The sequence below is a fragment of the Streptosporangium sp. NPDC048047 genome (genome assembly GCF_040653115.1).
Lineage (GTDB): Bacteria > Actinomycetota > Actinomycetes > Streptosporangiales > Streptosporangiaceae > Streptosporangium.
On record NZ_JBEZNH010000007.1, the window covers coordinates 1 to 20,826 of the forward strand.

A 20,826-nucleotide genomic window follows, 5' to 3' on the forward strand; every position below is an offset into this window, starting at 1 on the left:
TCCATCACAAGGACGACACGCTACACACCAGAGATCACAAAGTGATGCTGGAGTATTAGCGGGCGCGTGGTCCCCTGCGGAGCAGGCGGATCAGTTCGGTGAGGTCCGCCGCCGCGTCATGGACGCGCTTCTCGTTCTCCCGGGCGTACTCGTGCAGCGCCCATACGGCCCCTTCCGCCAGCTCCCTCAGCTCGGAGAGCTGTGCGGTGACGTACTCGGCGTCGGCCCGCTCGCGCCTGCGCCGGTGCCAGAGCCCGTAGCCTCCCGCCGCGAACAGGGCCAGCGCCAGGCCCGCGAGGGGGAGCGTCGCCGAAGTGGCGAACGCCGCCGCCAGTACGGCGACGCCGAAGACGAGGAGCGCGTAACCCATCCAGGGGCGACCGCGGTCCGGCACACCCTCGACGGAGATCCGCTCCTCGGCCGCGGCCAGCGACTCGGGGTCCGGGCCCTCCGGCCGGAGGACCACGTGGTGTCCCAGGATCGGCATGGTGACCGATTCCGGCGGCTCGGCCTGGGTGGCCGTGACGAGGGTCTCCGCGGCGGACCGCACGATGGGCGCGGCCACGTGCAGGGCGATGCCCGCGAGGTGCAGGTCGGAACCGGGCCGCAGGTCGGTGAGGAGGTGGTCGGTGAGCCGGCCGGGCGGCGTCTCGGGTTCGGCGGAGCCGATGAGGTGCCGTAGGGCGCCGAGGAGCTCTTTCTCGGCCTCCGTGGGCCTCGTCTCGGGGACGGCCGGTGTGCGGCCGGAGCCGTTCTGCCGGGCGGAGGTGATCTCGGTGCACCGGCCGCGGAGGCGGGCGAGCTGGGCGGCGGCCTGCACCGGTTCGGCCAACTCTGGAAGCTCGGCGAGCTGGGGGAAGTCGACCAGCGAGGGCGGTACCACCATCGCGGGCTCGTGCGGGGTCAGCGCGCTCAGCCAGCGTTCGGGCTCGGCGTGCGCGGGGATGGCCACCGCGTCGAGCCTGCGGAGCACGAAGATCTTGCCGGCGGGGCCGTACGCGCCGCGGGCGGCTGCGAGCCAGAGCGCGCGCTGGCCGTGGGTGACCGGCCGGTCCAGCGACAGTTCACCGAAGGCGATGCCGAGCCAGGAGGCGTGGATCTGCTCGCCCTGCCCGGCGACGGCCAGGGCGAGGCAGAGGAAGAGCGCGGTCTGTCGGCCGTCGAGCTGGGCGGCGCGGCCGAGAGGTTCGAGGGCGTCCTCGCCCCGCAGGATCATGTCGAGAGCCTGGACGGCGGGCCCCAGCCAGTGCTCGGGCGCGTCCGCGGTCTCCGGTGGCATCGGGAGGCCGGCGCCGTCACCGGCGGTCAGGCCCGAAAGGAGCGCCTCGGCGTAGCGGTGCGGCTCCGTTCCGATGCGGGGGCTCGCGGTCAGGTCCGTGCTCAAGGCAGAGAACTCCCCGAAATCGTGACCGACTGACCGCGCCAGCGTAGTGCGATCCGGTCATCCCCGTCGGGAGGCGCGCCGAATCCAACTTTGCCGGATGATCGCCTCGATTTGCTGAATCAAGGCGATCATTCGGTCGATGATCTCACATGCGCTCGGGCACCGGGATGCCGAGCAGGCCCAGGCCGGTCTCCAGGACGCGCAGGGTCAGCGCGAGCAGGGCCAGGCGCGAGGCGCGGGTGGCAGGCTCGACGCCCTCCTTGAGTACGGGGCAGTGCTCGTAGAACGTGGTGAGGGCGCTCGCGGTCTCGAAGAGGTAGGCGGCGAGCTTGTGCGGGACCGACCCCTCGGCCATCTCCAGCACGGCCGGGCCGAACCCGAGGAGCTGGAGGGCTAGGGCTCGCTCGGCCGGGTGGCCGAGGACGATCGGACCGGTCGCCTCCGCCGGGTCGACCTCGCCCCTGCGGAAGATGGAGCGGATCCGGGCGGTGGCGTACTGCAGGTAGGGGCCGGTGTTGCCGGTCAGAGCGAGCATGCGGTCGAAGTCGAAGACGTACTCGCTGTCGTGGCTGACCGACAGGTCGGCGTACTTGACCGCGCCCATGCCGACGGCGCGCGCGATCTCCGCGCGGGTCGCCTCGTCGTAGTCGCGTTCGGCGATCACCGCGGCGGCCCTGGTCTCGGCCTCGGTGAGCAGGTCGAGCAGCTTGACGGACTCGCCGCTGCGGGTCTTGAACATCTTGCCGTCGCTGCCCAGCACGCTGCCGATCTGGACGTGCTCGGCGTCGACGTGGTCGGGCAGCCAGCCGGCCATCCGGGCGGAGGCGAACAGCATCGACATGTGCAGGGCCTGGGTCGCGCCGATCACATAGAGGATGCGGTCGACCTTGAGGTCCTGGACGCGGTAGCGGATCGTCGCCATGTCGGTGGTGGCGTAGCCGTACCCGCCGTCGCTCTTGCGGATCATGAACGGGAGAGGCTGGCCCTCGCGGCCGGTGAAGCCGGGCGGGAAGACGCAGAGCGCGCCGTCGCTGATCACGGCGATGCCGCGTTCCTGCAGCTCGTCGCAGACCTGGGCGAGCATGGGGTTGTACATGCTCTCGCCGGCGATGTCGGCGTCGGTCAGCAGCACGCCGAGCTGGGCGTAGACCTTGTTGAAGTAGCGGACCGTGGCGTCCATGAAGATGCGCCACAGGCGCATGGTCTCCGGCTCCTCGGCCTGGAGGGTGACCACGCGGGCGCGGGCGCGCCGGTTGAACTCGGAGTCGCCGTCGAACTTCGCGCGGGCGGCCTGGTAGTAGGCGTTGCCCTCGCCGGCCTCCAGCTGCGCCACGGCGGCGTCCTCGCCGATGTCGAGGAGGTGCTCGATGAGCATGCCGAACGGGGTGCCCCAGTCGCCCAGGTGGTTCTGCCGGACGACCCGGTTGCCGAGGTGCTCGTGGACGCGGACGAGCGCGTCGCCGACGATGGTGGTGCGCAGGTGGCCGACGTGCATCTCCTTGGCCGCGTTGGGCGCGGAGTAGTCGACCACGACGGTCTGCGGCGACGCGGTCTCGGGGACGCCGGCCCGCGGGTCGGCCAGCAGGCCGGTGACCTGACCGGTGATCCAGTCGTCGGAGAGGGTGATGTTCAGGAAGCCGGGGCCGCTGACCTCGACGGTGCCGGGGAAGGGCTCACCCTCCCCGCTCGCGCCGGAGAGGCGGTCGGCGATCTCCTGGGCGACCTCGCGCGGGGCCCGTCGCAGTCGCTTGCTCAGGCTCATCGCGACGTTCGCCTGGTAGTCGGCGAACTGCGAAGGACGGATCAGCGGGTCTGCGGTGGCGTACTCAGCGCCGAAGGCGGCGGCCAGCGCCTGCTGGACGCGCTCGGTGAGCACGAGCTGCGGGTCGGTCATGTATCAAGGGTATCGGTTGGCCTGCGTTGAACCCGCTATATATCGGCCGATGACATGATCTTGAAAACGGTCGCGGACAGGGGTGCGGGAGGGCTGCGCGGCCTCGTTCCGGAGTCTCGCCGGACGCGCCGGTCCCGCCCGTACGGGGTCTCGCCGGACGCGCCGGTCCCGCCCGTACGGGGTCTCGCCCGGCGTGGCGGCCCTGCCCGTACGGCGGTCTCACCGACGTGGCCGTCCCGCCCGTACGGCGGTCTCATTCCGGGGGGCCGTCGCCGGGGTCCGGCGGAGACGGCGGCGGGGTCGCGGCCGGGGAGGCCTGCGGGGACGATCGTCCCCAGAGGCGGTGCGACCGGGAGTGGGCCAGGCGTTCTCCCACCCGCGCCACCACGCCCCGCCGGGCCAGCTCGGCCGCCAGGACGCACGCGGCGCTGACGCCGCCGGCCCGGGAGGCCCCGTGCGCGATGACCACGGTGCCGTTCAGGCCGAGCAGTACGGCCCCGCCGTGGACCTCCGGGTCGAGCCGCCGGTGGAGCTCCCTGAGGCGTCTGCGCTGCAGCAGGCCACCCAGCCGGGCCGCGTGGCTCTCCCGCAGTGTGGCCCCCAGCTCCGAGAAGGCGTAACGGACGCTGCCCTCCATGGTCTTGAGCGCCACGTTGCCGGTGAAGCCGTCGGCGACGATGACGTCGACGGCTCCGGTGAGCAGGTCGTGTCCCTCGATGTTGCCGGCGAAGTTGAGGCCCGGCGCGGCGGACAGCAGTTCGTGGGCCCGCCGGACGAGCTTGTTGCCCTTCTCCGGCTCGCTGCCGATGGTGAGCAGGCCGATCGTGGGGTCGGGGATGTCGAGGCATGCCTGCGCGTAGGCGGCTCCGAGATGGGCGAACTGCACCAGCATCTCGGGTTTGACCTCGGCGTTCGCCCCGGCGTCCAGCAGGATGGTGGGGACGGGCCTGGTCGGCAGGGCGACCGCGATGGCCGGACGGAGCACTCCGGGCTGGCTGCGGAGCCGTAGCTTGCCGGTGGCGACCACCCCGGCGGTGGAGCCGGCGGAGACCACGGCGCAGGCGTCGCCCCGCCGTACGAGGTGGCAGGCGACGGCGATGCTGGAGCGCGGGCGGCGAAGGCTCGCCAGGGCGCCCTCGTCCATGGCGAGGGCCTCCTCGGCCCGCACGATGGGGATCTCGGTGAGCGCGTCGTGCCGGGCGAGCGCCTCGTGGAGAGGGCGGGGCGCGCCCACGAGGAGGACGGGCACCCCGTGTTCCCGTACGGCCCGCACGGCTCCCGCGACGATCTCGTCGGGAGCGTGGTCGCCGCCCATGGCGTCCAGGGCGATGGGCGGGACGCCGGAGGCGTCGGTGTCAGGCAAGCGGTCACCTCGTGCGGGAAAGGGGATGTCCGCATCGTAGGCGGGGTGGCCGCGGGCTCGGTCTCCCGGGGGGCCGGAGCCCCCGGATGCGGTCCTTCCCACTCGGGGCCCGAAAGCGTCCGAGGCCCGAAAGCGTCCGGAGTTCGAAAGCGTTCGGGGAAGCGGCCGGGGTCCGAAGGCCTCCCGGGACGCAGATGCCTCCCGGGGACGCAGAGGTGTTTCGGGGCTCGAAAGCGTTCCGGGGTCCGGAGGAAGGCTCCCGGAGGCGGGAGGGCCTCGGGAGGGGCGGGCCTCAGTGCCTGGAGGGAAGGTTCCAGTCGGTGGTCTCCCGCGAGATGATGATCTTCCCGAAGGCGACGTTGCCGACGACCCTGATGACGGGCCCGTCCCCGGCACCGATGCCGCCCGAGATGCTGCGCTTGGAGAACAGCGCGCCGACCTCGTCGATGACGTGGGAGCTCTCGGGGACCCTGACGATCATCTTGCTGAAGCGGCAGTCGACCTCAAGGGTGATCTCCCGGCCGGGGAGGACGGCGTCGGACAGGTCGACGATCAGGGCGCCGAAGGTGGCGTTCAGCGCCGTGTGGCGTCCGGCGATCCAGCGCCCGCCGCGGATCACCTTGCTGAAGACCGCGCCGATCTCCTGCCGGACGGGGGCGGCGCCGGTGCCGGCCGAGGTGATGTCGGGCAGGTCGCGGGTGATCGGGACGAGTTCACCCACGGTCACGGCGTTGTAGGTCGCCTCCAGGCGGTCGGCGTGTTCGACGCTGGTGAGCCTGCCGGAGGCGAGGGCTTCGCTCAGCACGCTCGCCACATGGTCGCGGTCGGCGTCGGAGGCGCGCAGCGCGGGGTCGGACCCGTGCGGGACGAGACCGGCCACGCGGGTGGCGGGGTCGAGGGAGGTCATACGCCGATTGTATGCGGACAAGATATATCGCGATAGGCGAATCCGGTGTTTTCCGGAGGAGGACGTCAAGTCGTACGGAGCGTCGGGAACGGCGAGCCGCGTGGGGGCGCGGTCCGGAGCCGGAAGGACGCCGGGGAAGAGGCCGTGCGGTCCGGAGCGGGAGAGGTATCGGGGAGGGGCCGTGCTGTCCGGAACCGGAAGGACGCAGGGGAGGCGGGCCGCATCCGGTTCGGGGTTCCGGTGTGCCGTCCGGTGGGAGTGTGGGCCGTGGCGTGGAGGCCCCGTATCCGCCGTGACCGGTCAAGTGTGCACCCGGGAACGGGACGGCGCGGGCCAGGAGGGTAATCAGCTGGCCAAAGGCCGATCTCGCGCCGTCCGGCCTGGGATACAAATGCCGAGCGGTTCCCGGCCGGCGCGTTCTCCGCGCACCCTTCACCTCGCGCCCGCCGGCGACACAGGGTCCGAAAGCCCGCTTCCCGAAAAGAGTCCGGGAGTCAAGCGGGCCGAAGAGAAGCTGGGAAGGCAACCATGAAGAAGGTCATCAAGACGGCCGTGGCCGTCGCGGCGTTCGGTATCGCGGCGACGGTGTGCGCCCCCGCCCAGGCGGCGACGAACAGCGGTATCGGCGGGAACGACAACCTGCTGGGCATCCTCGGTCTGCAGCTCGACAACCTCAACCTGCTCGGCCAGCCGATCGGGTCGCTCGGTCTCAACGGCGGCACCGAGACGGGCATGCCGTCCATGGGCATGCCGATGGGCGGGATGCCCATGGGCGGAATGCCGATGGGCGGAATGCCGATGGGTGGCATGCCCATGGGCGGCATGCCGATGGGCGCGCAGATGGGCGGGATGCCGATGGGCGGCATGCCGCTGGTGGTCATGGGCCGCTGACGGCGGCCGGGTGGCGCTCCCGCGAACGGGCGGGGGCGCCACCGGACGGTCCGGGTCTCCGCCCCGCGGATCGCTTCGTGGGACCGCGGATGGCTTCGCGGGACCGCGGATCGATTCGCGGGACGGGGCCCGGGACGGGGCTCGGAGCGGCCCCCGGCCCTCGGCACCCGCCGGGAGCCGGATGACCGTGACGAGGAGAGGGGGCGGCCGATGTGCATCGGCCGTCCCCTCTCCGTCGTGCCGCGCGCCGTGACCGGCCGCCGAAGTCCGGCCACGTGCGCCCTCCCGGTGGGCGTGAGGCGCCCCGGGGCGCCGCCCTTCCCGGTGCCGGGGACCTCGCGCTGGTCTCCCGGGTGCTTCGGGCCCGCGGATCCCCCGGGTGTGCGCGGACCCGCTCCGCTCAGGCCCCCGGCGCCCGTACGGCGGTGCGGCGGGCGATCTGGGCCTGGAGCCGTGCCATCTGCCAGTGCAGCTCGATGAGCTGCTCGGTCAGCTGGAGGCGGGGAATCTCGGATGGGTCCTCGACGGCCAGGTGGTCGATCGCGGTCGACAGCTCTCGCAACGCGCTCCCCCACTCCATGACGGCTTCCAATGATCGAACCAACGTTCGAATCATAGCGGACCGCTGATCCTCGTGTCAGCGGATCGGGACGGGCGCGCCGGAGACGCGGCGGCCCGCCCGGCGCGCCGGACGCGGCGGGGCCGGGGAACCGGGTGTGCCGGGACGCGTCCGGGCGGGCGGCCGTCCTGCGGGCGCCGGTCCGCCCGGGGCAGGACCGGGGCGGCGGCGCGGTGGTCAGCTCTCGTAGACCGGTGCGATGTAGCCGCGGGCCAGGGTGTGGGCGGTGATGTTGAACCCGACCACGGCCGGCGGGGTGTCGGGGCCCAGATCGAGCTTGTCCACGTCGAGGGCGTGCACCGCGAGGACGTAGCGGTGCGGCCAGCCGGGCGGCGGGGCGGCGCCGCCGTAGGCGTTGGCGCTGTAGTCGTTGCGGCCGTGGGTGCCGAATCCGCCGTCGGCGCTCCCGGCGCCCCTCGGAAGCTCCGTCACGTCGGCGGGGATGTCGAACAGCAGCCAGTGCCAGAACCCGCTGCCGGTGGGGGCGTCGGGGTCGTAGCAGGTGACGGCGTAGCTCAGCGTGCCCTCAGGGGCGCCGGACCAGCGCAGGTGGGGGGAGAGGTTCTCTCCGGTGAAGCCCCAGTCGTCGAACACGTGGGTCCGGGACATGGTCTCGCCGTCGCGGACGTCGTCGCTCTCGACGGTCAGTGCGGGGACCTGGGGCAGGAAGTCGTAGGGGATCGGTGGCCGCGAGGACACAGGTTCACCTCCGGTGGGACGGTCTTTCTGACCTCCCCATCCTGCCCGGGGTCAGGCGTTGTAGGCGGCGAGGACCGCCTTCGGGTCGCCGTCCATCTTGATCTTTCCCTTGTGCAGCCAGATGACCCGGTTGCAGGTCTCCTCGATCACGTCGAGGTTGTGGGCGACGAGGAAGACCGTGCCGGCCTCGTCGCGCATCTTCTTGATGCGCTCCTGGCTCTTGCGCTTGAAGTCGCGGTCGCCGGTGGCCAGGGCCTCGTCGATGAGCAGCACGTCGTGGGACTTGGCCGAGGCGATGGCGAAGCGCAGGCGGGCGCCCATGCCCGAGGAGTAGGTGGACATGGGGAACTGCACGAACTCCCCGATGCCGGAGAAATCGACGATGTCGTCGTACTTCTCCTTGACCTGCGCGGGGTTCATGCCCATGGCGTAGCAGCCGAGCACGATGTTGCGCTCGCCGGTGAGCTCGCGCATCAGCGCGGCGTTGACGCCGAGCAGGGACGGCTGGCCGTCGGTGTAGACGGCGCCGGAGTGCGGCGGCAGCAGGCCGGCGATGGCGCGCAGCAGCGTGGACTTGCCGGAGCCGTTGCGGCCGACGATGCCGATGGCGTCGCCGTGGTGGGCCACGAAGGACACGCCGCGTACGGCGTGCACCTCCTTCATCTGGGGCCGTCCCTGGCGCTTGACGAGGCGCATGAGGGCGTTGGCGGCGTTGCCCTTCTCGTTGTCGGTGGCCGCGCCGTACACGCGGTAGATGATGTGCAGATCGTCCACGATGACCGTGGGGACGGGCTCCTCGCCCTTGCCCGCGGGTTCGGGGTCAGGGTGCACCCTGACGTCCGTGCTGGGGACGCCGGGCTCCTCGGCCTTCACGTGCGACAGCTCCTCGGTCAACTCAGCCACGGCCGTACTTCTCCTCGGCTCGCCAGAAGTACCAGAAGCCACCGATCAGGGCGAACACTCCCCAGAATACGCAGACCTGCCAGATGTAGGGGCGAAGCTCGTGCGTTTGCATGAGCAGGTCGCGCATGAGCTCCATGTAGGCGGCGGCCGGGTTGAAGTACATGACGTCGGCGACCCACTGGGGCAGGTGCGCGGCGTTCACGACCCGGTCCTGGATGGAGAAGAACACCCCGGAGGCGTACAGCCAGGTGCGCATGATGAAGGGCAGCAGCTGGTTCAGGTCGCGGGCCGAGGCGCCGACGCGGGCCAGGACCAGGCTCGCGCCGATGTTGAACATGGTCTGCAGCGCCAGTGCGACCGGGACGAGGAGCCAGAGCCACGTGGGCATCTCGCCGAGGACGAACATCAGCGCGACCAGCACGCCCATGGATATCAGGAGCTGCTGGAACTCCTGGATGGTGTAGGCGAGCGGGAGCGCGGCGCGGGGGAAGTGCAGGGCGCGGATCAGCGACAGGTTGCCGGAGATCGCCTTGGCGCCGCTGCTCACCGAGCGCTGGGTGTAGGTGAAGACGAACATCCCGGTGATGAGGAACGCCGGGTAGTTCACGATGCCGCCCTTGGCCCCGAGGATGAGGCCGAACATCACGTAGTAGATCGCGGCGTTGAGCAGCGGCGTGAGGACCTGCCACAGCTGGCCCAGGGCTGAGTTGCTGTACTTCGAGACGTTGCGCGCGGTGGCGTACGTCATGACGAAGTGCCGTCGTTCCCACAACTGGCGCAGGTAGACGGGCAGACTGGGGCGTGCGATGGCACGCCGAAGTCCGTAACGCTCGGCGAGCTTGGCCAGCGGCTCCTGCCCCGTGGCGGAGGTGCCGTTCTTCGGGCCGCCCGCCTGGGCGTCCGCGATCGCGGATTCCGGCTGGCTCATGGCAAGGACTCTATTGGATGCGAGTGGTTGAAGTGCCTGCGGCGGGGGTCCCGCCGCACACATTGGACGGGATCTCCGGGAAAGAGGTTCCACGGCGATTCGTGTGGTTTGCCGATGGACCCCGGGTCCCTCTCGCCCCGCCCAACGTTAGCCCAGCTCAAGGTCAGCAGGGGGGCAACGGGTGCGAGCACTGCCGGTGCGCCGGTATTTTAGCCTGGTCGTTCACGTACCATATGTGCCCCTATGTCGGGTTAATACCTCGATGGGGGGTTGTGGGGGCGGTGCTGGCAGACTTATGACGTTGAACCGGCACAAGCGTGACCGAACTGCAACATCACAGGGGCGACTCGGTGTGGAGCGGTACGGGATAGTCGCGTCTGACTGGTGTGGCGTCAGCACGTTGCCCAGGGTGACGGGGACCTGAGGACCACAAGATCCTCTTCCGTTGTGCCCCGGTCTTCGGCAGTTAATCGGCGACGTCCGCCTGTAAAGGGAGGAAAAACCTACAATGCGCGTTACTAACGGCGCACGGATCATCGCTGGCACCGCGCTGCTCGCGCTCGGGCTCGCCGCGTGCGGCAGCCAGTCCTCCACCGGTGGGGGGTCGGCCGCCGGCGGTGACCAGCCCGTGCGCATGGAGCTGGGTGAGCCGCAGAAGCTCTTCTACCCCGGCGACACCACCGAGTCCGAGGGCTCGGAGGTCCTGGCCGCGATCTTCGCCCCGCTCGTCGACTACGACGAGAACAAGCAGGTCGTCAACGACGTCGCCGAGTCGATCGAGTCCACCGACAACAAGGTCTGGACGATCAAGCTCAAGCCGGGCTACACCTGGCACAACGGCGAGCCGCTGATCGCCCAGAACTACGTGGACGCCTGGAACTACGCGGCGAACCAGGACAACGCGCAGGGCGCCAACGGCTTCTTCAGCCGCGTCGAGGGCTGGGCCGACCTGAACCCGGGCGAGGGCAAGACCGTCTCCGCCAAGGGGATGAAGGGCCTCAAGGCCGTCGACGAGAGCACCTTCAAGGTGACGCTCTCCAAGCCGTTCTCGCAGTTCAAGACGATGCTCGGCTACACCGCGTTCTACCCGCTGCCCAAGGCGGCCTTCGGCCCCGACGGCAAGATCACCGACGCGTACGCCAAGCAGCCGATCGGCCAGGGCTACTTCAAGCTCGACAAGCCCTACAACAAGGGCACCGACCAGACGATCGACCTCACCCGCTACGACAAGTTCCCGGGTGAGAAGCCTAAGTTCGACAAGCTCCAGTTCAAGCTCTACACGAGCCCGGAGACCGCGTTCAACGACCTGGTCGCCGGAAACCTGGACGTCCACGACTCGCTGCCCCCGTCGGCCATCTCCCGGGCCAAGACCGAGCTGGGCGAGCGCTACATCGACACCGCCGACGCCGGCGTCGGCTACATCGGCTTCCCGCTGCAGTACAACAAGATCTACTCGAACATCAAGGTGCGCGAGGCCATCTCCATGGCCATCGACCGCAAGACGATCGCCGAGACCGTCTTCTCCGGCACCCGCGCCCCCGCCGACGACTTCATCAACCCGCTGCTGGAGGGCTACCGCCAGGGCGCCTGCGCGGTCTGCACCTACGACCCGGCCAAGGCCAAGGAGCAGTACGCGGCCGCGGGCGGCCCGAAGACGCTGGAGCTGGGCTACAACACCGACGGCCCGCACAAGGAGTGGATCGAGGCCGTCGCCAACAGCCTCCGCGCCGGCCTCGGCGTGCAGGTCACGGTCAAGCCGTTCGAGAAGTTCGCCTCGATCCTCGACGACCTGGACAAGAAGAGCTACACCGGCATGTTCCGCATGGGCTGGGCGATCGACTACCCGTCCGCGGAGAACTACCTGACCCCGGTCTTCTCCACCGTCGCGATCAAGACCGGCTCCAACTACGCCGGCTGGTCCAACAAGCAGTTCGACGAGCTGCTGGCCAAGGGCGACGCCGCCGCGACCCAGGAGGAGGGCCTGAAGTACTACCAGCAGGCCGACGACATCCTGATCAAGGATCTGCCGTACATCCCGGTGTACTTCTACCGGACCAACGCGGCCTTCTCCCAGCACGTCAAGGGCGTCACCACCAACCTCCTCAACCAGGTCGTCTGGACCAAGGTCGAGAAGGTCGCCTGACCGACGCCCCAGGGGCCGGGCGCCGCGCCCGGCCGCACGAACCGCCTCACGGCCGCGGACCCTCCTCGTCCGGCACCGACCACCCCCGGGTGCCGGCCGGGGAGGGCCGCGGCGGGGCACAAGGGAGGCTTGAATGGGCCGCTACATCCTCAGGCGCCTGATCCAGGCGATACCCGTCCTGCTGGGCGCCACCCTGCTCATCTACGCCATCGTCTTCGCGCTGCCCGGCGACCCCATCGCGGCGCTGGCGGGCGAGAAGCGGCTGGACCCCAACATCGTCGGCATCCTGCGCGAGCAGTACCACCTGAACGACCCGTTCATCGTGCAGTACTGGTACTACCTCACGGGACTGTTCAGCGGCGACTTCGGCAAGACCTTCGCCGGCGTGCCGGTGACGGACCTCATGGCCGGGAAGTTCCAGGTGACCATCAACCTGGCGGCGACCGCGCTGGTCCTGGAGGCGGTCATCGGCATCGGCCTCGGCCTGCTCGCGGCGCTGCGCCGCGGCCGGCCCGCCGACTCGGCGATCCTCGCCGCGACGCTGGTGCTGATCTCCATCCCCACGCTGGTCACCGGCTTCGTCCTGCAGCTGCTGCTGGGCGTGAAGCTCAAGACGGCCGGGATCGACCTGTTCCCCATCGCGGGCGTGACGGAGGGCTGGCGCAGCTATCTTCTGCCCGGCTTCGTGCTCGCCGGGGTGTCGATCGCCTACCTCACCCGGCTCACCAGGACCAGCCTGGCCGAGACGCTGCGCGCCGACTACATCCGCACCGCGGTGGCCAAGGGTCTGCCCCGCCGCCGGGTCGTCGGCCGGCACGCGCTGCGCAACGCCCTGATCCCGCTGATCACCTTCCTCGGCGCCGACCTCGGCACGCTGATGGGCGGCGCGGTGATCACCGAGACGATCTTCAATCTGCCCGGCATCGGCCAGCAGCTGTTCAGCTCCGTCTACCTGCGCGAGCAGTCCGTGGTCGTCGGGATCGTGACCGTGCTGGTGCTGGTCTACATCCTGGCCAACCTGGTCGTAGACCTGCTGTACGCCGTGCTCGACCCGAGGATCCGCTATGAGTGACACGATCGCGCCGGCCACCCGGCGCCGCAAGCACGGAGGCGGGACCGCCAGGCACGGCGGGGCCGCCAAGCCGCCCAAGGCGCCCAAGGCGCCCAAGGCGGCGAGCCTGTGGAGCGACGCCTGGCACGACCTGCGCCGCCGCCCCCTCTTCATCGGCTCGGCCGTCCTCATCTCGGTCATCCTGCTCATCGCGGCGTTCCCCGGGCTCTTCACCTCGGTGAACCCGTTCGACGCCGCCGGCTGCGACCTCGGCAAGGCACGGCAGCCGATGAGCGGCGCCCACTTCTTCGGCACCGACAACCTCGGCTGCGACGTCTACGCGCGCACCCTCCACGGGGCCCGCAACTCGATCGTGGTCGGCCTGAGCACCACGATCGTCACCGCGGTCGTCGGCGGCCTGCTCGGCCTGTTCGCCGGGTTCAAGGGCGGCGCGGTGGACACCCTGTTCTCCCGGATCACCGAGATCTTCTTCGCGATCCCGTCGATCCTCGGCGCGCTGCTCATCCTCGCGGTCTTCCGTACCGGCAACGTCTGGACCGTCATGCTGGCGCTGGCCGTGCTGACGTGGCCGATGACGTTCCGCATCATGCGGGCCGCGGTGATCACCGCCAAGAGCCAGGACTACGTCGTCGCCGCACGGGCGCTCGGCGCCTCGGCCCCCCGGATCATGTTCCGGCACATCCTGCCGAACGCCGTCGCGCCGGTGATCGTGGTCTCCACGATCAACCTGGGCACGTTCATCGCGGCCGAGGCGGGCCTGTCGTTCCTCGGCGTCGGCCTCCGCTCCCCGGACATCTCCTGGGGTCTGATGATCTCCGACGCCCGGGAGCGGTTCCTGGAGGCTCCGGCTCCGCTGCTGTTCCCGGCGCTGTTCCTGAGCCTGACCGTGCTGGCCTTCATCATGCTGGGCGACGCCGTGCGCGACGCCCTCGACCCGAAGCTGCGGTAAGGGGGACCCGCTGTGAAGAAGACCTCGACGCCGGTGCTGCCGGCGCGGACGGCCCCGGGTGACGAACCGCTGCTCGCCGTCGACGACCTGCACGTGGAGTTCGCCACCCGCCACGGCGTCGTCAAGGCGGTCAACGGGGTCAGCTACTCGCTGAGCCCCGGCGAGACCCTCGCCGTGCTCGGCGAGTCCGGCTCCGGAAAGTCGGTGACCGCGCAGGCCGTCATGGGCATCCTCGACATGCCGCCGGCCCGCATCCCCCGCGGTGAGATCCGCTTCCGCGGCACCGACCTGCTGCGGCTGCCGGAGGACCAGCGGGCGCAGGTCCGCGGCCAGCGCATCTCGATGATCTTCCAGGACGCGCTCTCCGCGCTGAACCCGGTGTTCACCGTGGGCTGGCAGATCAGCGAGATGTTCCGGGTCCACCGTGGCATGTCCCGCCGCGACGCCACGAAGAAGGCGATCGAGCTGATGGACCGGGTCCGCATCCCCGCGGCCCGGCAGCGGGTGAACGACTACCCGCACCAGTTCTCCGGCGGCATGCGCCAGCGCATCATGATCGCGATGTCGATCGCGCTCGACCCGGAGGTGCTGATCGCCGACGAGCCCACCACGGCGCTCGACGTGACGGTGCAGGCCCAGATCATGGAGCTGCTCGCCGAACTCCAGCGCGAGAGCAACATGGGTCTGATCCTCATCACCCACGACCTCGGCGTCGTGGCGGACGTGGCCGACAAGATCGCGGTCATGTACGGCGGGCGGATCGTGGAGAACGCCCTGGTGCACGACATCTACCGCGCGCCCGCCCACCCGTACACCAAGGGCCTGCTGGACTCCATCCCCAGGGTGGACCTCAAGGGCCAGGAGCTGTACGCCATCAAGGGCATGCCGCCGAACCTGCTGGACATGCCGCGGGGCTGCGCCTTCCACCCCCGGTGCCCCTACCGTCAGGACGACTGCGTCACCGACGCGCCACCGCTGCATCCGATCGGGCCGACCCGGGGCAGCGCGTGCCACTACTGGAGGGAGGTCCTCGATGACAGCCGAAGGTGAGCCGATCCTGGAGGTCCGCGACCTGGTCAAGCACTTCCCGCTGCACCAGGGCGTCCTGCTGAGGAAGCAGGTCGGCGCGATCAAGGCCGTCGACGGGGTCTCCTTCGACCTGCGCCGCGGCGAGACGCTCGGCATCGTCGGCGAGTCCGGCTGTGGCAAGTCCACGCTGGCCAAGGTGCTGATGGCGCTGGAGCGGCCGACCTCCGGCTCGGTGAGGATCAACGGCCGGGAGATCGCGAACGCGAAGGGGGCCGAGCTCAAGAGGGTCCGCCGCAACATCCAGATGGTGATGCAGGACCCGTACACCTCGCTGAACCCCCGGATGACCGTGGGCGACATCATCGGCGAGCCGTACGAGATCCACTCCGAGGTCGCGCCCAAGGGCGACCGCCGCCGCAAGGTGCAGGAGCTGCTGGAGGTCGTGGGGCTCAACCCCGAGCACGTCAACCGCTACCCGCACCAGTTCTCCGGCGGGCAGCGCCAGCGCATCGGCATCGCCCGCGGCCTGGCGCTCCAGCCGGAGATCATCGTCTGCGACGAGCCGGTGTCCGCGCTCGACGTGTCGATCCAGGCGCAGGTCGTCAACCTGCTGGAGCGGCTGCAGCGGGACTTCGGCCTCGCCTACGTCTTCATCGCCCACGACCTGTCGGTGGTCCGCCACATCTCCGACCGGGTCGGTGTGATGTACCTGGGCAAGATGGTGGAGATGGGCACGGACGTGGAGATCTACGACCGGCCCGCGCACCCGTACACCCAGGCGCTGCTGTCGGCGGTGCCGGTGCCCGACCCCGACGGGCGGGAACGGCGCGAGCGGATCGTGCTGCAGGGCGACCCGCCGTCCCCGGCCAGCCCGCCGTCGGGCTGCCGGTTCCGCACCCGGTGCTGGAAGGCGCAGGACATCTGCGCCCAGCAGGAGCCGCTGCTGCAGATCAGGCCCGGTACCGGGCACGCCAGCGCCTGCCACTTCGCCGAGACCCACGACGTGGTGCACGTGTAGGGGTTCTCTCCGGCCGTACGGCCCGCACGGCCCGTATGGCGGGCCGTCGCGCGACGCGCCGGCCGTACGGGCCGGCGGTCGGGTACGGCCGCGTGCCGGAAAACGGCCGAGGGCGGTGCCCCGCACGGTGACGTGCGGGGCACCGCCCCTTTCCGGTATTCGGAGAAGCCGGCCGGCGCCCGCCGCAGTGCGCGGGACCGGCCGGCGGCACCGCTCCTTAGAGGATGCCGATGCCCAGGTTGCCGACGCCGACGAGGCCGCCGATGCCCGTGCCGTTGCCCACGACGCCGGTGCCGGGGCTGAGGGTGTTGATGTTGTTGCCGCCGCCGAGGAAGCCGCCGCCACCGGGGACGAGCCCGCCGCCCCAGCCGGCACCGCCCCAGCCGCCGCCGGCCCAGCCGCCGCCCCAGCAGCTGCCGCCGCCCCAGCAGCTGCCGCCGCCGACGCCCCAGCCGCCGCCGAAGCAGTTGGCGCCGCTGGCGATGGCGACCGGGGTCGAGGTGACGACCTGGCCGTAGGTGACGGTGCTGGTCGGGATGAAGGCGCTGCCCCCGCAGCAGTTGGCCGTCTTGGCCGTGGACGCCGAGGCGGCGACGGCCGGGGCGAGGACGGCGAGGCCGACACACGCCGAGGTGACGAGAAGACGACGAATCATTTGTGTTCCCCCCGAAAGGAAATCGCGCCAGTGATTGGCCTTGGAACTCCGCGTATGCGCGTGATCACGCGAAGTAGCGAGAGTGAGACTATCCAGCGGCGCGTCTACGGGCGGTGCCGAGAAGGTCAGGCGGCGGCAATGATCGCAGCACCATAGGCGGGCAGACAGTGAGATAAAGCCCGCCTGGCACCGCACGGCCGCGACCGTCGTGACCCTCGCGCCCGGGGGTCCCCGGCGGCCGGAACCGGAGACGGCCCCGGGCCGCGGGGCGCGGCGCGGGTCAGGGGTGAACCGGCACGGCCCCGGGCCGCGGGGCGCGGCGCGGGTCAGGGGTGGACCGACAGGCGCACGTGGGCGCCGGGGGGCAGGCCGAGCCGCTGCGAGGCGTCGCCCGCGTGGACCGCCAGTGACAGCAGCCCCGCCGAGTCGGTGAAGGCGACCAGCTCGCCCGGCGCGACGGCGGCGAACGTCTCACGGAACGGCACGGTGACGTGCCGCCTGCCCAGCCAGACCACCAGGGTGCTCCCGGGACGCGCGCCCAGCGTGGCCAGGTCGCCCCCGGTGACCGAGAGCTGGGTGTTGCCGTGGCCGTCCACAGACAGCACCTCGCCCTCCACCGCGCCCTCATGCAGTCGCGAGGTCGGCGCGGGCAGCGAGACCAGCCGGTCGAGCGGGATCGGCGGCCCCACCTCGGACGGCCTGCGCCCGACCGTCAGGAACGCCGCGACGGGCGCGAAGACGTCGCGGCCGTGGAAGGTCGGTGAGACGGGCCGGTGGAAGAACTCCTCGTTGGTGAGCTCGTAGGCCGCCCGCGCGCCGCCGTTCGCCTGGACCGCCCACGACAGCACCCCGTTGTCCGGCCCCAGGAACACGTGGTCGCCCGCCTCGACCGCCACAGCGCGCCGGGCCCCGCCCCCGGGATCCACCACGGCGATGTGGACGGCGGGCGGCATGTGGGGGACCGTCTGCGCCAGGATCGCCGCCGCACGCCGTACGTCCCCCGTCGGAACCTGGTGGCACACGTCGATGATCCGCGCCTCCGGCGATATGCCGACGATCACGCCGTGGCAGGAGGCGACGTAGCCGTCCTGCAGGCCGTAGTCCGTGAGAATGGTGATGACTGAGGTCACACCTGGTGACTGTACGTCGGGGCCTTCGCCGTGAACAGGCAGAAATTCCGGACTATCCTGACTTCCGGGCGCGCACTCGGCGTGGTCGCCGGGTGCCCGACCGAGGAGGAGGGCGATGGACGGCGCACCGGTCCCCGGCGACGGCGAAGGCGCCGGACGCGAGCCGGACGCCCGTGGACTCACCGGGCGGGAGCGGGAGCTGTTGGCCTTCGAGCGCCGGTGGTGGCGCCGTCCCGGCGCGAAGGAGCAGGCCATCCGGCAGACCTTCGGCGTCTCGGCCACCCGTTACTACCAGCTGCTCGGCGAGCTGGTCGACCGGCCGGAGGCGCTGGCCCAGGACCCGATGCTCGTCAAGCGTCTGCGCCGGCTCCGTGAGACGCGCCGTCGTGACCGGGACGTCCGCCGCTCCGGCCCGTCGGCCCCGCCCGGCGCCTCCTCTCCGTCCGACGCCTCACGCGACGCTCCGCCCGGCGAGCCTGGTGATAGCCCCTATTTCGGATAAATCATCAAATGGAGGGGTACGGCACAGCGAGCGGGCACCCCGGCGGACGCCGGTGAGCCGGGAGACGACGGCGAGCCGGGAGACGACGGCGAGCCGGTGATCCGCACGAGACGCGGTGATCCACATGAGACGCGGTGAGACACGGTGATCCGGCGAGACGGCCGGGCCGACGACGGAGCGAGCGAGCATGACCACTGACCTCCCTGACGGACTGCGCGCGATCACGGCCGACCCCGCCGGGGCGGTGATCGGGGTCGACTTCGACGGCACGCTCGCCCCGATCGTGCCCGACCCCGCCGACGCCAGGATCCACCCGGACGGCGTCGCCGTACTGACCAGGCTCGGCCGTCTGGTCGGCGCCGTGGCGGTCGTCACCGGGCGCCCGGCGGCCACCGCCGTGGAGTACGGCTCCCTGGCCGGGATACCCGGGGTCGTCGTGCTCGGCCACTACGGCCTCGAACGCTGGGAGGCGGGAACGGTCACCTCGCCGCCGCCGCACCCCGGCCTGGACCGGGCGCGGGCGGGCCTGCCCCGGCTGGTCGAGCCGTTCGACGGGGTCGTGGTCGAGGACAAGGAGCGGGCGCTGGCCGTGCACACCCGGCGGGCCCACGACCCCCAGGGCGTTCTCGCAGCGCTGCGCGACCCGGTCGCCGAGCTGGCCGTCGAGACCGGGCTGGCGGTGGAGCCCGGCAAGTTCGTGCTGGAGCTGCGGCCGCCGGGGATGGACAAGGGGATGGCGCTCGGCGCGTTCCTGCGCGAGCGCGGCGCGCGCTCGGTGCTGTTCGCCGGCGACGACCTCGGCGACATCGCGGCGTTCGAGGCCGTACGGACGTCGGGCCTGCCCGGCGTGACGGTGTTCAGCGGGTCGGCCGAGCTGGAGGTGGAGGCCGACATCGTGGTGGACGGGCCCGACGGGGTGATGAAGCTGTTCGCCTCGATCGCCGACACGATCGAATCCGGGGGCGCGGACCGCGCCTGAACCGGGCGCGGGCGGGCCCGCGGCGCGGCGCCGGTCGAGTGACGGCGGGGTGGTGGGGCGCGGCGCCGGCCGAGGGACGGCGGAGGTCGAGGGACGGCGGGGCACGGCGCGCCGGTCGCGGCGGGCAGGTCGCCAGGCGCAGGACCCGGCGGTCAGCCCAGGGAGGCGAGCTGGTCGGTGAACCAGCGGCGCGGGGGCAGCGCCGTGGCCGCCGCCGTCAGCCGCGCGCCCCTGCGGACGCGGTCGGCCTCCGGCATGACCAGGCTCCGGTGGATGGCGGTCGCCGTGGCCGACACGTCGAAGGGGTTCACCAGCAGCGCGTTCTCGCCCAGCTCGGAGGCGGCGCCCGCCTCACGCGACAGGATCAGCGCGCTGCCCGGCGACAGCAGCGGCCCCTCCTTGGCCACCAGGTTCATGCCGTCGCGGATCGGGTTGACCAGCATCACGTCGGCAAGCCGGTAGGCGGCCAGCGAGCGCGGGTAGTCGTCGTTGACGTTGAGGATCAGCGGGCTCCAGTCCTCGGTGGCGTACTCGTCCTCGATCTCCTGGGCGCAGCGCTGCACCGCGGCGGTGTACTCGCGGTACTCGGGCAGGTCGTGGCGGGAGGGGTAGGCGAACGCCAGGTGCACCACCCTGCCGTGCCACTCCGGATGATCCGCCAGGAACTCCCGGTAGGCCGACAGGCCCCGCACGATGTTCTTGGACAGCTCCGTCCGGTCGATCCGCACGATCAGCTTGCGGTCGCCCACCTGGTCGCGGAGGGCCGCCATGTGCGACTCGACGTCGGGCTCCGAGGCCCGCGCCCACAGCGCCTCGCCGTCCACCCCCAGCGGGTGCACGCCGATCCGGGTGGTCCGGCCGCCGTGGGTGACGGTGCGGTGCACGCGGTCCACCCGGGCGTCGAGCACCGCCTCGCAGCAGTCCATGAAGGCCCCGGCCCACCGACCGGTGAGGAAACCGGCCCGGTCGGCGCCGAGGATGCCTTCGAGCAGCTCGACCCGCAGGTCGTCGGGGAGCAGGGAGAAGTACTCCGGCGGGGCCCAGGGGGTGTGCGAGAAGTGCGCCACCCGCAGGTCGGGCCGCTCGCCGCGCAGCATGGCCGGGACCAGGGACAGGTGGTAGTCCTGGACCATCACCCGGGCCTCGTGCGGGGCCTCCTCGCCCAGCGCCGTCGCGAACGCCTCGTTGTACGCCTGGTAGGACTCCCAGTCGCGGCGGAACCTCGCGTCGAACTGCGGCCGGTTGGGCGTGTCGTAGAGCAGGTGGTGGACGAACCACAGTGTGGAGTTCGCCACCGTGTTGTAGGCGCGGTGGAAGGTCGCCGGGGGGATGTCGAGCATCCGCACCGCCCCGGTGTCGAAACCCGTGTGGTCGAGCCGGCCGCCGGGCGCCAGCCGTACGGCGCCGCGGTCGCCGTCGGACAGCGCGGCGCAGATCCACAGCAGGTCGATGTCCCGCGACACCTCCGACAGGCCCGACACCAGGCCCCCTCCGCCCCGGCGCATGGTGAGGGAGCCGTCGTCGGCGAGGGTGAAGGAGACGGGGCCGCGGTTGGAAGCCAGCAGGATGGGGCCGCTCATCGGGATCCCTTCGGCTGAGGGACGCGCTTGCCTGGACTGAAAAGGTTAGCCGGACCTGGGGCAGAATGCCCTGGTCTTCCACCTGTACGGGTTACCAGGGGGATCGCTCCCGCCTCATCCGCCGGGACGCCGGAGGCCGCCGGATGAGGGCGAACGGTCAAGGCGACGCCAAGGGAAGGGC

18 protein-coding genes and 1 pseudogene are annotated in these 20,826 nt (G+C 71.2%); 8 read left to right on the plus strand and 11 right to left on the minus strand.

Annotated elements, in window-relative coordinates; all coding sequences use genetic code 11:
* Positions 1–55: 55 nt before the first annotated feature.
* The 4 genes from AB0D67_RS08135 to AB0D67_RS08150 all read right to left on the minus strand — a co-directional run bounded on the left by AB0D67_RS08135 (position 56) and on the right by AB0D67_RS08150 (position 5,548).
* Complete coding sequence (locus AB0D67_RS08135) at positions 56–1,384, minus strand: hypothetical protein (RefSeq protein WP_362931252.1); 1,329 nt, start codon at positions 1,382–1,384, stop codon at positions 56–58.
* 145 nt (positions 1,385–1,529) lie between these two features.
* Positions 1,530–3,278: an arginine--tRNA ligase gene (argS, locus tag AB0D67_RS08140; RefSeq protein ID WP_362931254.1), complete on the minus strand. Its 1,749-nt coding sequence runs from the start codon at positions 3,276–3,278 to the stop codon at positions 1,530–1,532.
* 253 nt (positions 3,279–3,531) lie between these two features.
* The gene (gene plsX, locus AB0D67_RS08145) at positions 3,532–4,641 is read right to left on the minus strand and encodes a phosphate acyltransferase PlsX (RefSeq protein WP_362931256.1); all 1,110 of its coding nucleotides are present in this window, start codon (positions 4,639–4,641) and stop codon (positions 3,532–3,534) included.
* Positions 4,642–4,933: 292 nt separating this feature from the next.
* Positions 4,934–5,548 carry a DUF1707 domain-containing protein gene (locus AB0D67_RS08150; protein WP_362931258.1) on the minus strand — a complete coding sequence of 205 codons (615 nt, stop codon included), beginning with the start codon at positions 5,546–5,548 and terminating at the stop codon, positions 4,934–4,936.
* A 528-nt stretch (positions 5,549–6,076) separates the two neighbouring features.
* Here AB0D67_RS08150 and AB0D67_RS08155 point away from each other — a divergent pair.
* Positions 6,077–6,439, plus strand: coding sequence for a hypothetical protein (locus AB0D67_RS08155; RefSeq protein ID WP_362931260.1), 363 nt, complete (start codon positions 6,077–6,079; stop codon positions 6,437–6,439).
* 400 nt (positions 6,440–6,839) lie between these two features.
* On the opposite strand, the gene AB0D67_RS08160 is transcribed toward AB0D67_RS08155, so the two are convergent.
* From AB0D67_RS08160 to AB0D67_RS08175, 4 genes are all read right to left on the minus strand, one after another.
* Positions 6,840–7,043 (minus strand): hypothetical protein, encoded by a 204-nt coding sequence (locus AB0D67_RS08160; RefSeq protein ID WP_362931262.1) that lies wholly within the window; start codon positions 7,041–7,043, stop codon positions 6,840–6,842.
* A 192-nt stretch (positions 7,044–7,235) separates the two neighbouring features.
* A complete protein-coding gene (locus tag AB0D67_RS08165) occupies positions 7,236–7,757 on the minus strand; it encodes a YbhB/YbcL family Raf kinase inhibitor-like protein (RefSeq protein ID WP_362931264.1) in 522 nt (173 codons plus the stop codon).
* Between the two features lie 51 nt (positions 7,758–7,808).
* Positions 7,809–8,660, minus strand: coding sequence for an ABC transporter ATP-binding protein (locus AB0D67_RS08170; protein ID WP_362931266.1), 852 nt, complete (start codon positions 8,658–8,660; stop codon positions 7,809–7,811).
* Positions 8,653–9,588: an ABC transporter permease gene (locus tag AB0D67_RS08175; RefSeq protein ID WP_362931268.1), complete on the minus strand. Its 936-nt coding sequence runs from the start codon at positions 9,586–9,588 to the stop codon at positions 8,653–8,655. The genes AB0D67_RS08170 and AB0D67_RS08175 overlap by 8 nt, the downstream gene beginning before the upstream one ends.
* A gap of 508 nt (positions 9,589–10,096) precedes the next feature.
* On the opposite strand from AB0D67_RS08175, the gene AB0D67_RS08180 reads away from it, so the two are divergent.
* From AB0D67_RS08180 to AB0D67_RS08200, 5 genes are all read left to right on the plus strand, one after another.
* Complete coding sequence (locus tag AB0D67_RS08180; RefSeq protein WP_362931270.1) at positions 10,097–11,731, plus strand: ABC transporter substrate-binding protein; 1,635 nt, start codon at positions 10,097–10,099, stop codon at positions 11,729–11,731.
* 133 nt (positions 11,732–11,864) lie between these two features.
* Positions 11,865–12,803 (plus strand): ABC transporter permease, encoded by a 939-nt coding sequence (locus AB0D67_RS08185; RefSeq protein WP_362931272.1) that lies wholly within the window; start codon positions 11,865–11,867, stop codon positions 12,801–12,803.
* Positions 12,796–13,752 carry an ABC transporter permease gene (locus tag AB0D67_RS08190; RefSeq protein ID WP_362931274.1) on the plus strand — a complete coding sequence of 319 codons (957 nt, stop codon included), beginning with the start codon at positions 12,796–12,798 and terminating at the stop codon, positions 13,750–13,752. Before AB0D67_RS08185 ends, AB0D67_RS08190 begins: the two co-directional genes overlap by 8 nt.
* Positions 13,753–13,764: 12 nt before the next feature.
* Positions 13,765–14,802, plus strand: coding sequence for an ABC transporter ATP-binding protein (locus AB0D67_RS08195; protein ID WP_362931276.1), 1,038 nt, complete (start codon positions 13,765–13,767; stop codon positions 14,800–14,802).
* Entirely contained in the window at positions 14,786–15,799 is a 1,014-nt protein-coding gene (locus AB0D67_RS08200) for a dipeptide ABC transporter ATP-binding protein (protein ID WP_362931279.1), read from the plus strand. Before AB0D67_RS08195 ends, AB0D67_RS08200 begins: the two co-directional genes overlap by 17 nt.
* Before the next feature lie 217 nt (positions 15,800–16,016).
* Here AB0D67_RS08200 and AB0D67_RS08205 read toward each other — a convergent pair whose 3' ends face one another.
* Both AB0D67_RS08205 and AB0D67_RS08210 read right to left on the minus strand, forming a co-directional pair.
* Entirely contained in the window at positions 16,017–16,454 is a 438-nt protein-coding gene (locus tag AB0D67_RS08205; protein WP_362931281.1) for a hypothetical protein, read from the minus strand.
* A gap of 326 nt (positions 16,455–16,780) precedes the next feature.
* Positions 16,781–17,584, minus strand: a complete 804-nt coding sequence (locus tag AB0D67_RS08210) for an SAM-dependent chlorinase/fluorinase (protein WP_362931283.1) — start codon at positions 17,582–17,584, stop codon at positions 16,781–16,783.
* A gap of 115 nt (positions 17,585–17,699) precedes the next feature.
* On the opposite strand from AB0D67_RS08210, the pseudogene AB0D67_RS08215 reads away from it, so the two are divergent.
* A pseudogene (locus AB0D67_RS08215) lies at positions 17,700–17,996 on the plus strand (DUF3263 domain-containing protein); the annotation flags it as partial.
* A gap of 277 nt (positions 17,997–18,273) precedes the next feature.
* Entirely contained in the window at positions 18,274–19,065 is a 792-nt protein-coding gene (gene otsB, locus AB0D67_RS08220) for a trehalose-phosphatase (protein WP_362931285.1), read from the plus strand.
* 152 nt (positions 19,066–19,217) lie between these two features.
* Here otsB and AB0D67_RS08225 read toward each other — a convergent pair whose 3' ends face one another.
* Positions 19,218–20,645: a trehalose-6-phosphate synthase gene (locus AB0D67_RS08225; RefSeq protein WP_362931287.1), complete on the minus strand. Its 1,428-nt coding sequence runs from the start codon at positions 20,643–20,645 to the stop codon at positions 19,218–19,220.
* Between the last annotated feature and the right edge of the window lie 181 nt (positions 20,646–20,826).

Bases quoted from the DNA above. Each gene is read 5' to 3' on its own strand.
- AB0D67_RS08225 (WP_362931287.1), bottom strand. From the start codon at position 20,645: ATGAGCGGCCCCATCCTGCTGGCTTCCAACCGCGGCCCCGTCTCCTTC.
- AB0D67_RS08180 (WP_362931270.1), top strand. From the start codon at position 10,097: ATGCGCGTTACTAACGGCGCACGGATCATCGCTGGCACCGCGCTGCTC.
- otsB (WP_362931285.1), top strand. From the start codon at position 18,274: ATGACCACTGACCTCCCTGACGGACTGCGCGCGATCACGGCCGACCCC.
- argS (WP_362931254.1), bottom strand. From the start codon at position 3,278: ATGACCGACCCGCAGCTCGTGCTCACCGAGCGCGTCCAGCAGGCGCTG.
- AB0D67_RS08200 (WP_362931279.1), top strand. From the start codon at position 14,786: ATGACAGCCGAAGGTGAGCCGATCCTGGAGGTCCGCGACCTGGTCAAG.
- AB0D67_RS08205 (WP_362931281.1), bottom strand. From the start codon at position 16,454: ATGATTCGTCGTCTTCTCGTCACCTCGGCGTGTGTCGGCCTCGCCGTC.
- AB0D67_RS08150 (WP_362931258.1), bottom strand. From the start codon at position 5,548: ATGACCTCCCTCGACCCCGCCACCCGCGTGGCCGGTCTCGTCCCGCAC.
- AB0D67_RS08190 (WP_362931274.1), top strand. From the start codon at position 12,796: ATGAGTGACACGATCGCGCCGGCCACCCGGCGCCGCAAGCACGGAGGC.
- AB0D67_RS08175 (WP_362931268.1), bottom strand. From the start codon at position 9,588: ATGAGCCAGCCGGAATCCGCGATCGCGGACGCCCAGGCGGGCGGCCCG.
- AB0D67_RS08185 (WP_362931272.1), top strand. From the start codon at position 11,865: ATGGGCCGCTACATCCTCAGGCGCCTGATCCAGGCGATACCCGTCCTG.
- AB0D67_RS08155 (WP_362931260.1), top strand. From the start codon at position 6,077: ATGAAGAAGGTCATCAAGACGGCCGTGGCCGTCGCGGCGTTCGGTATC.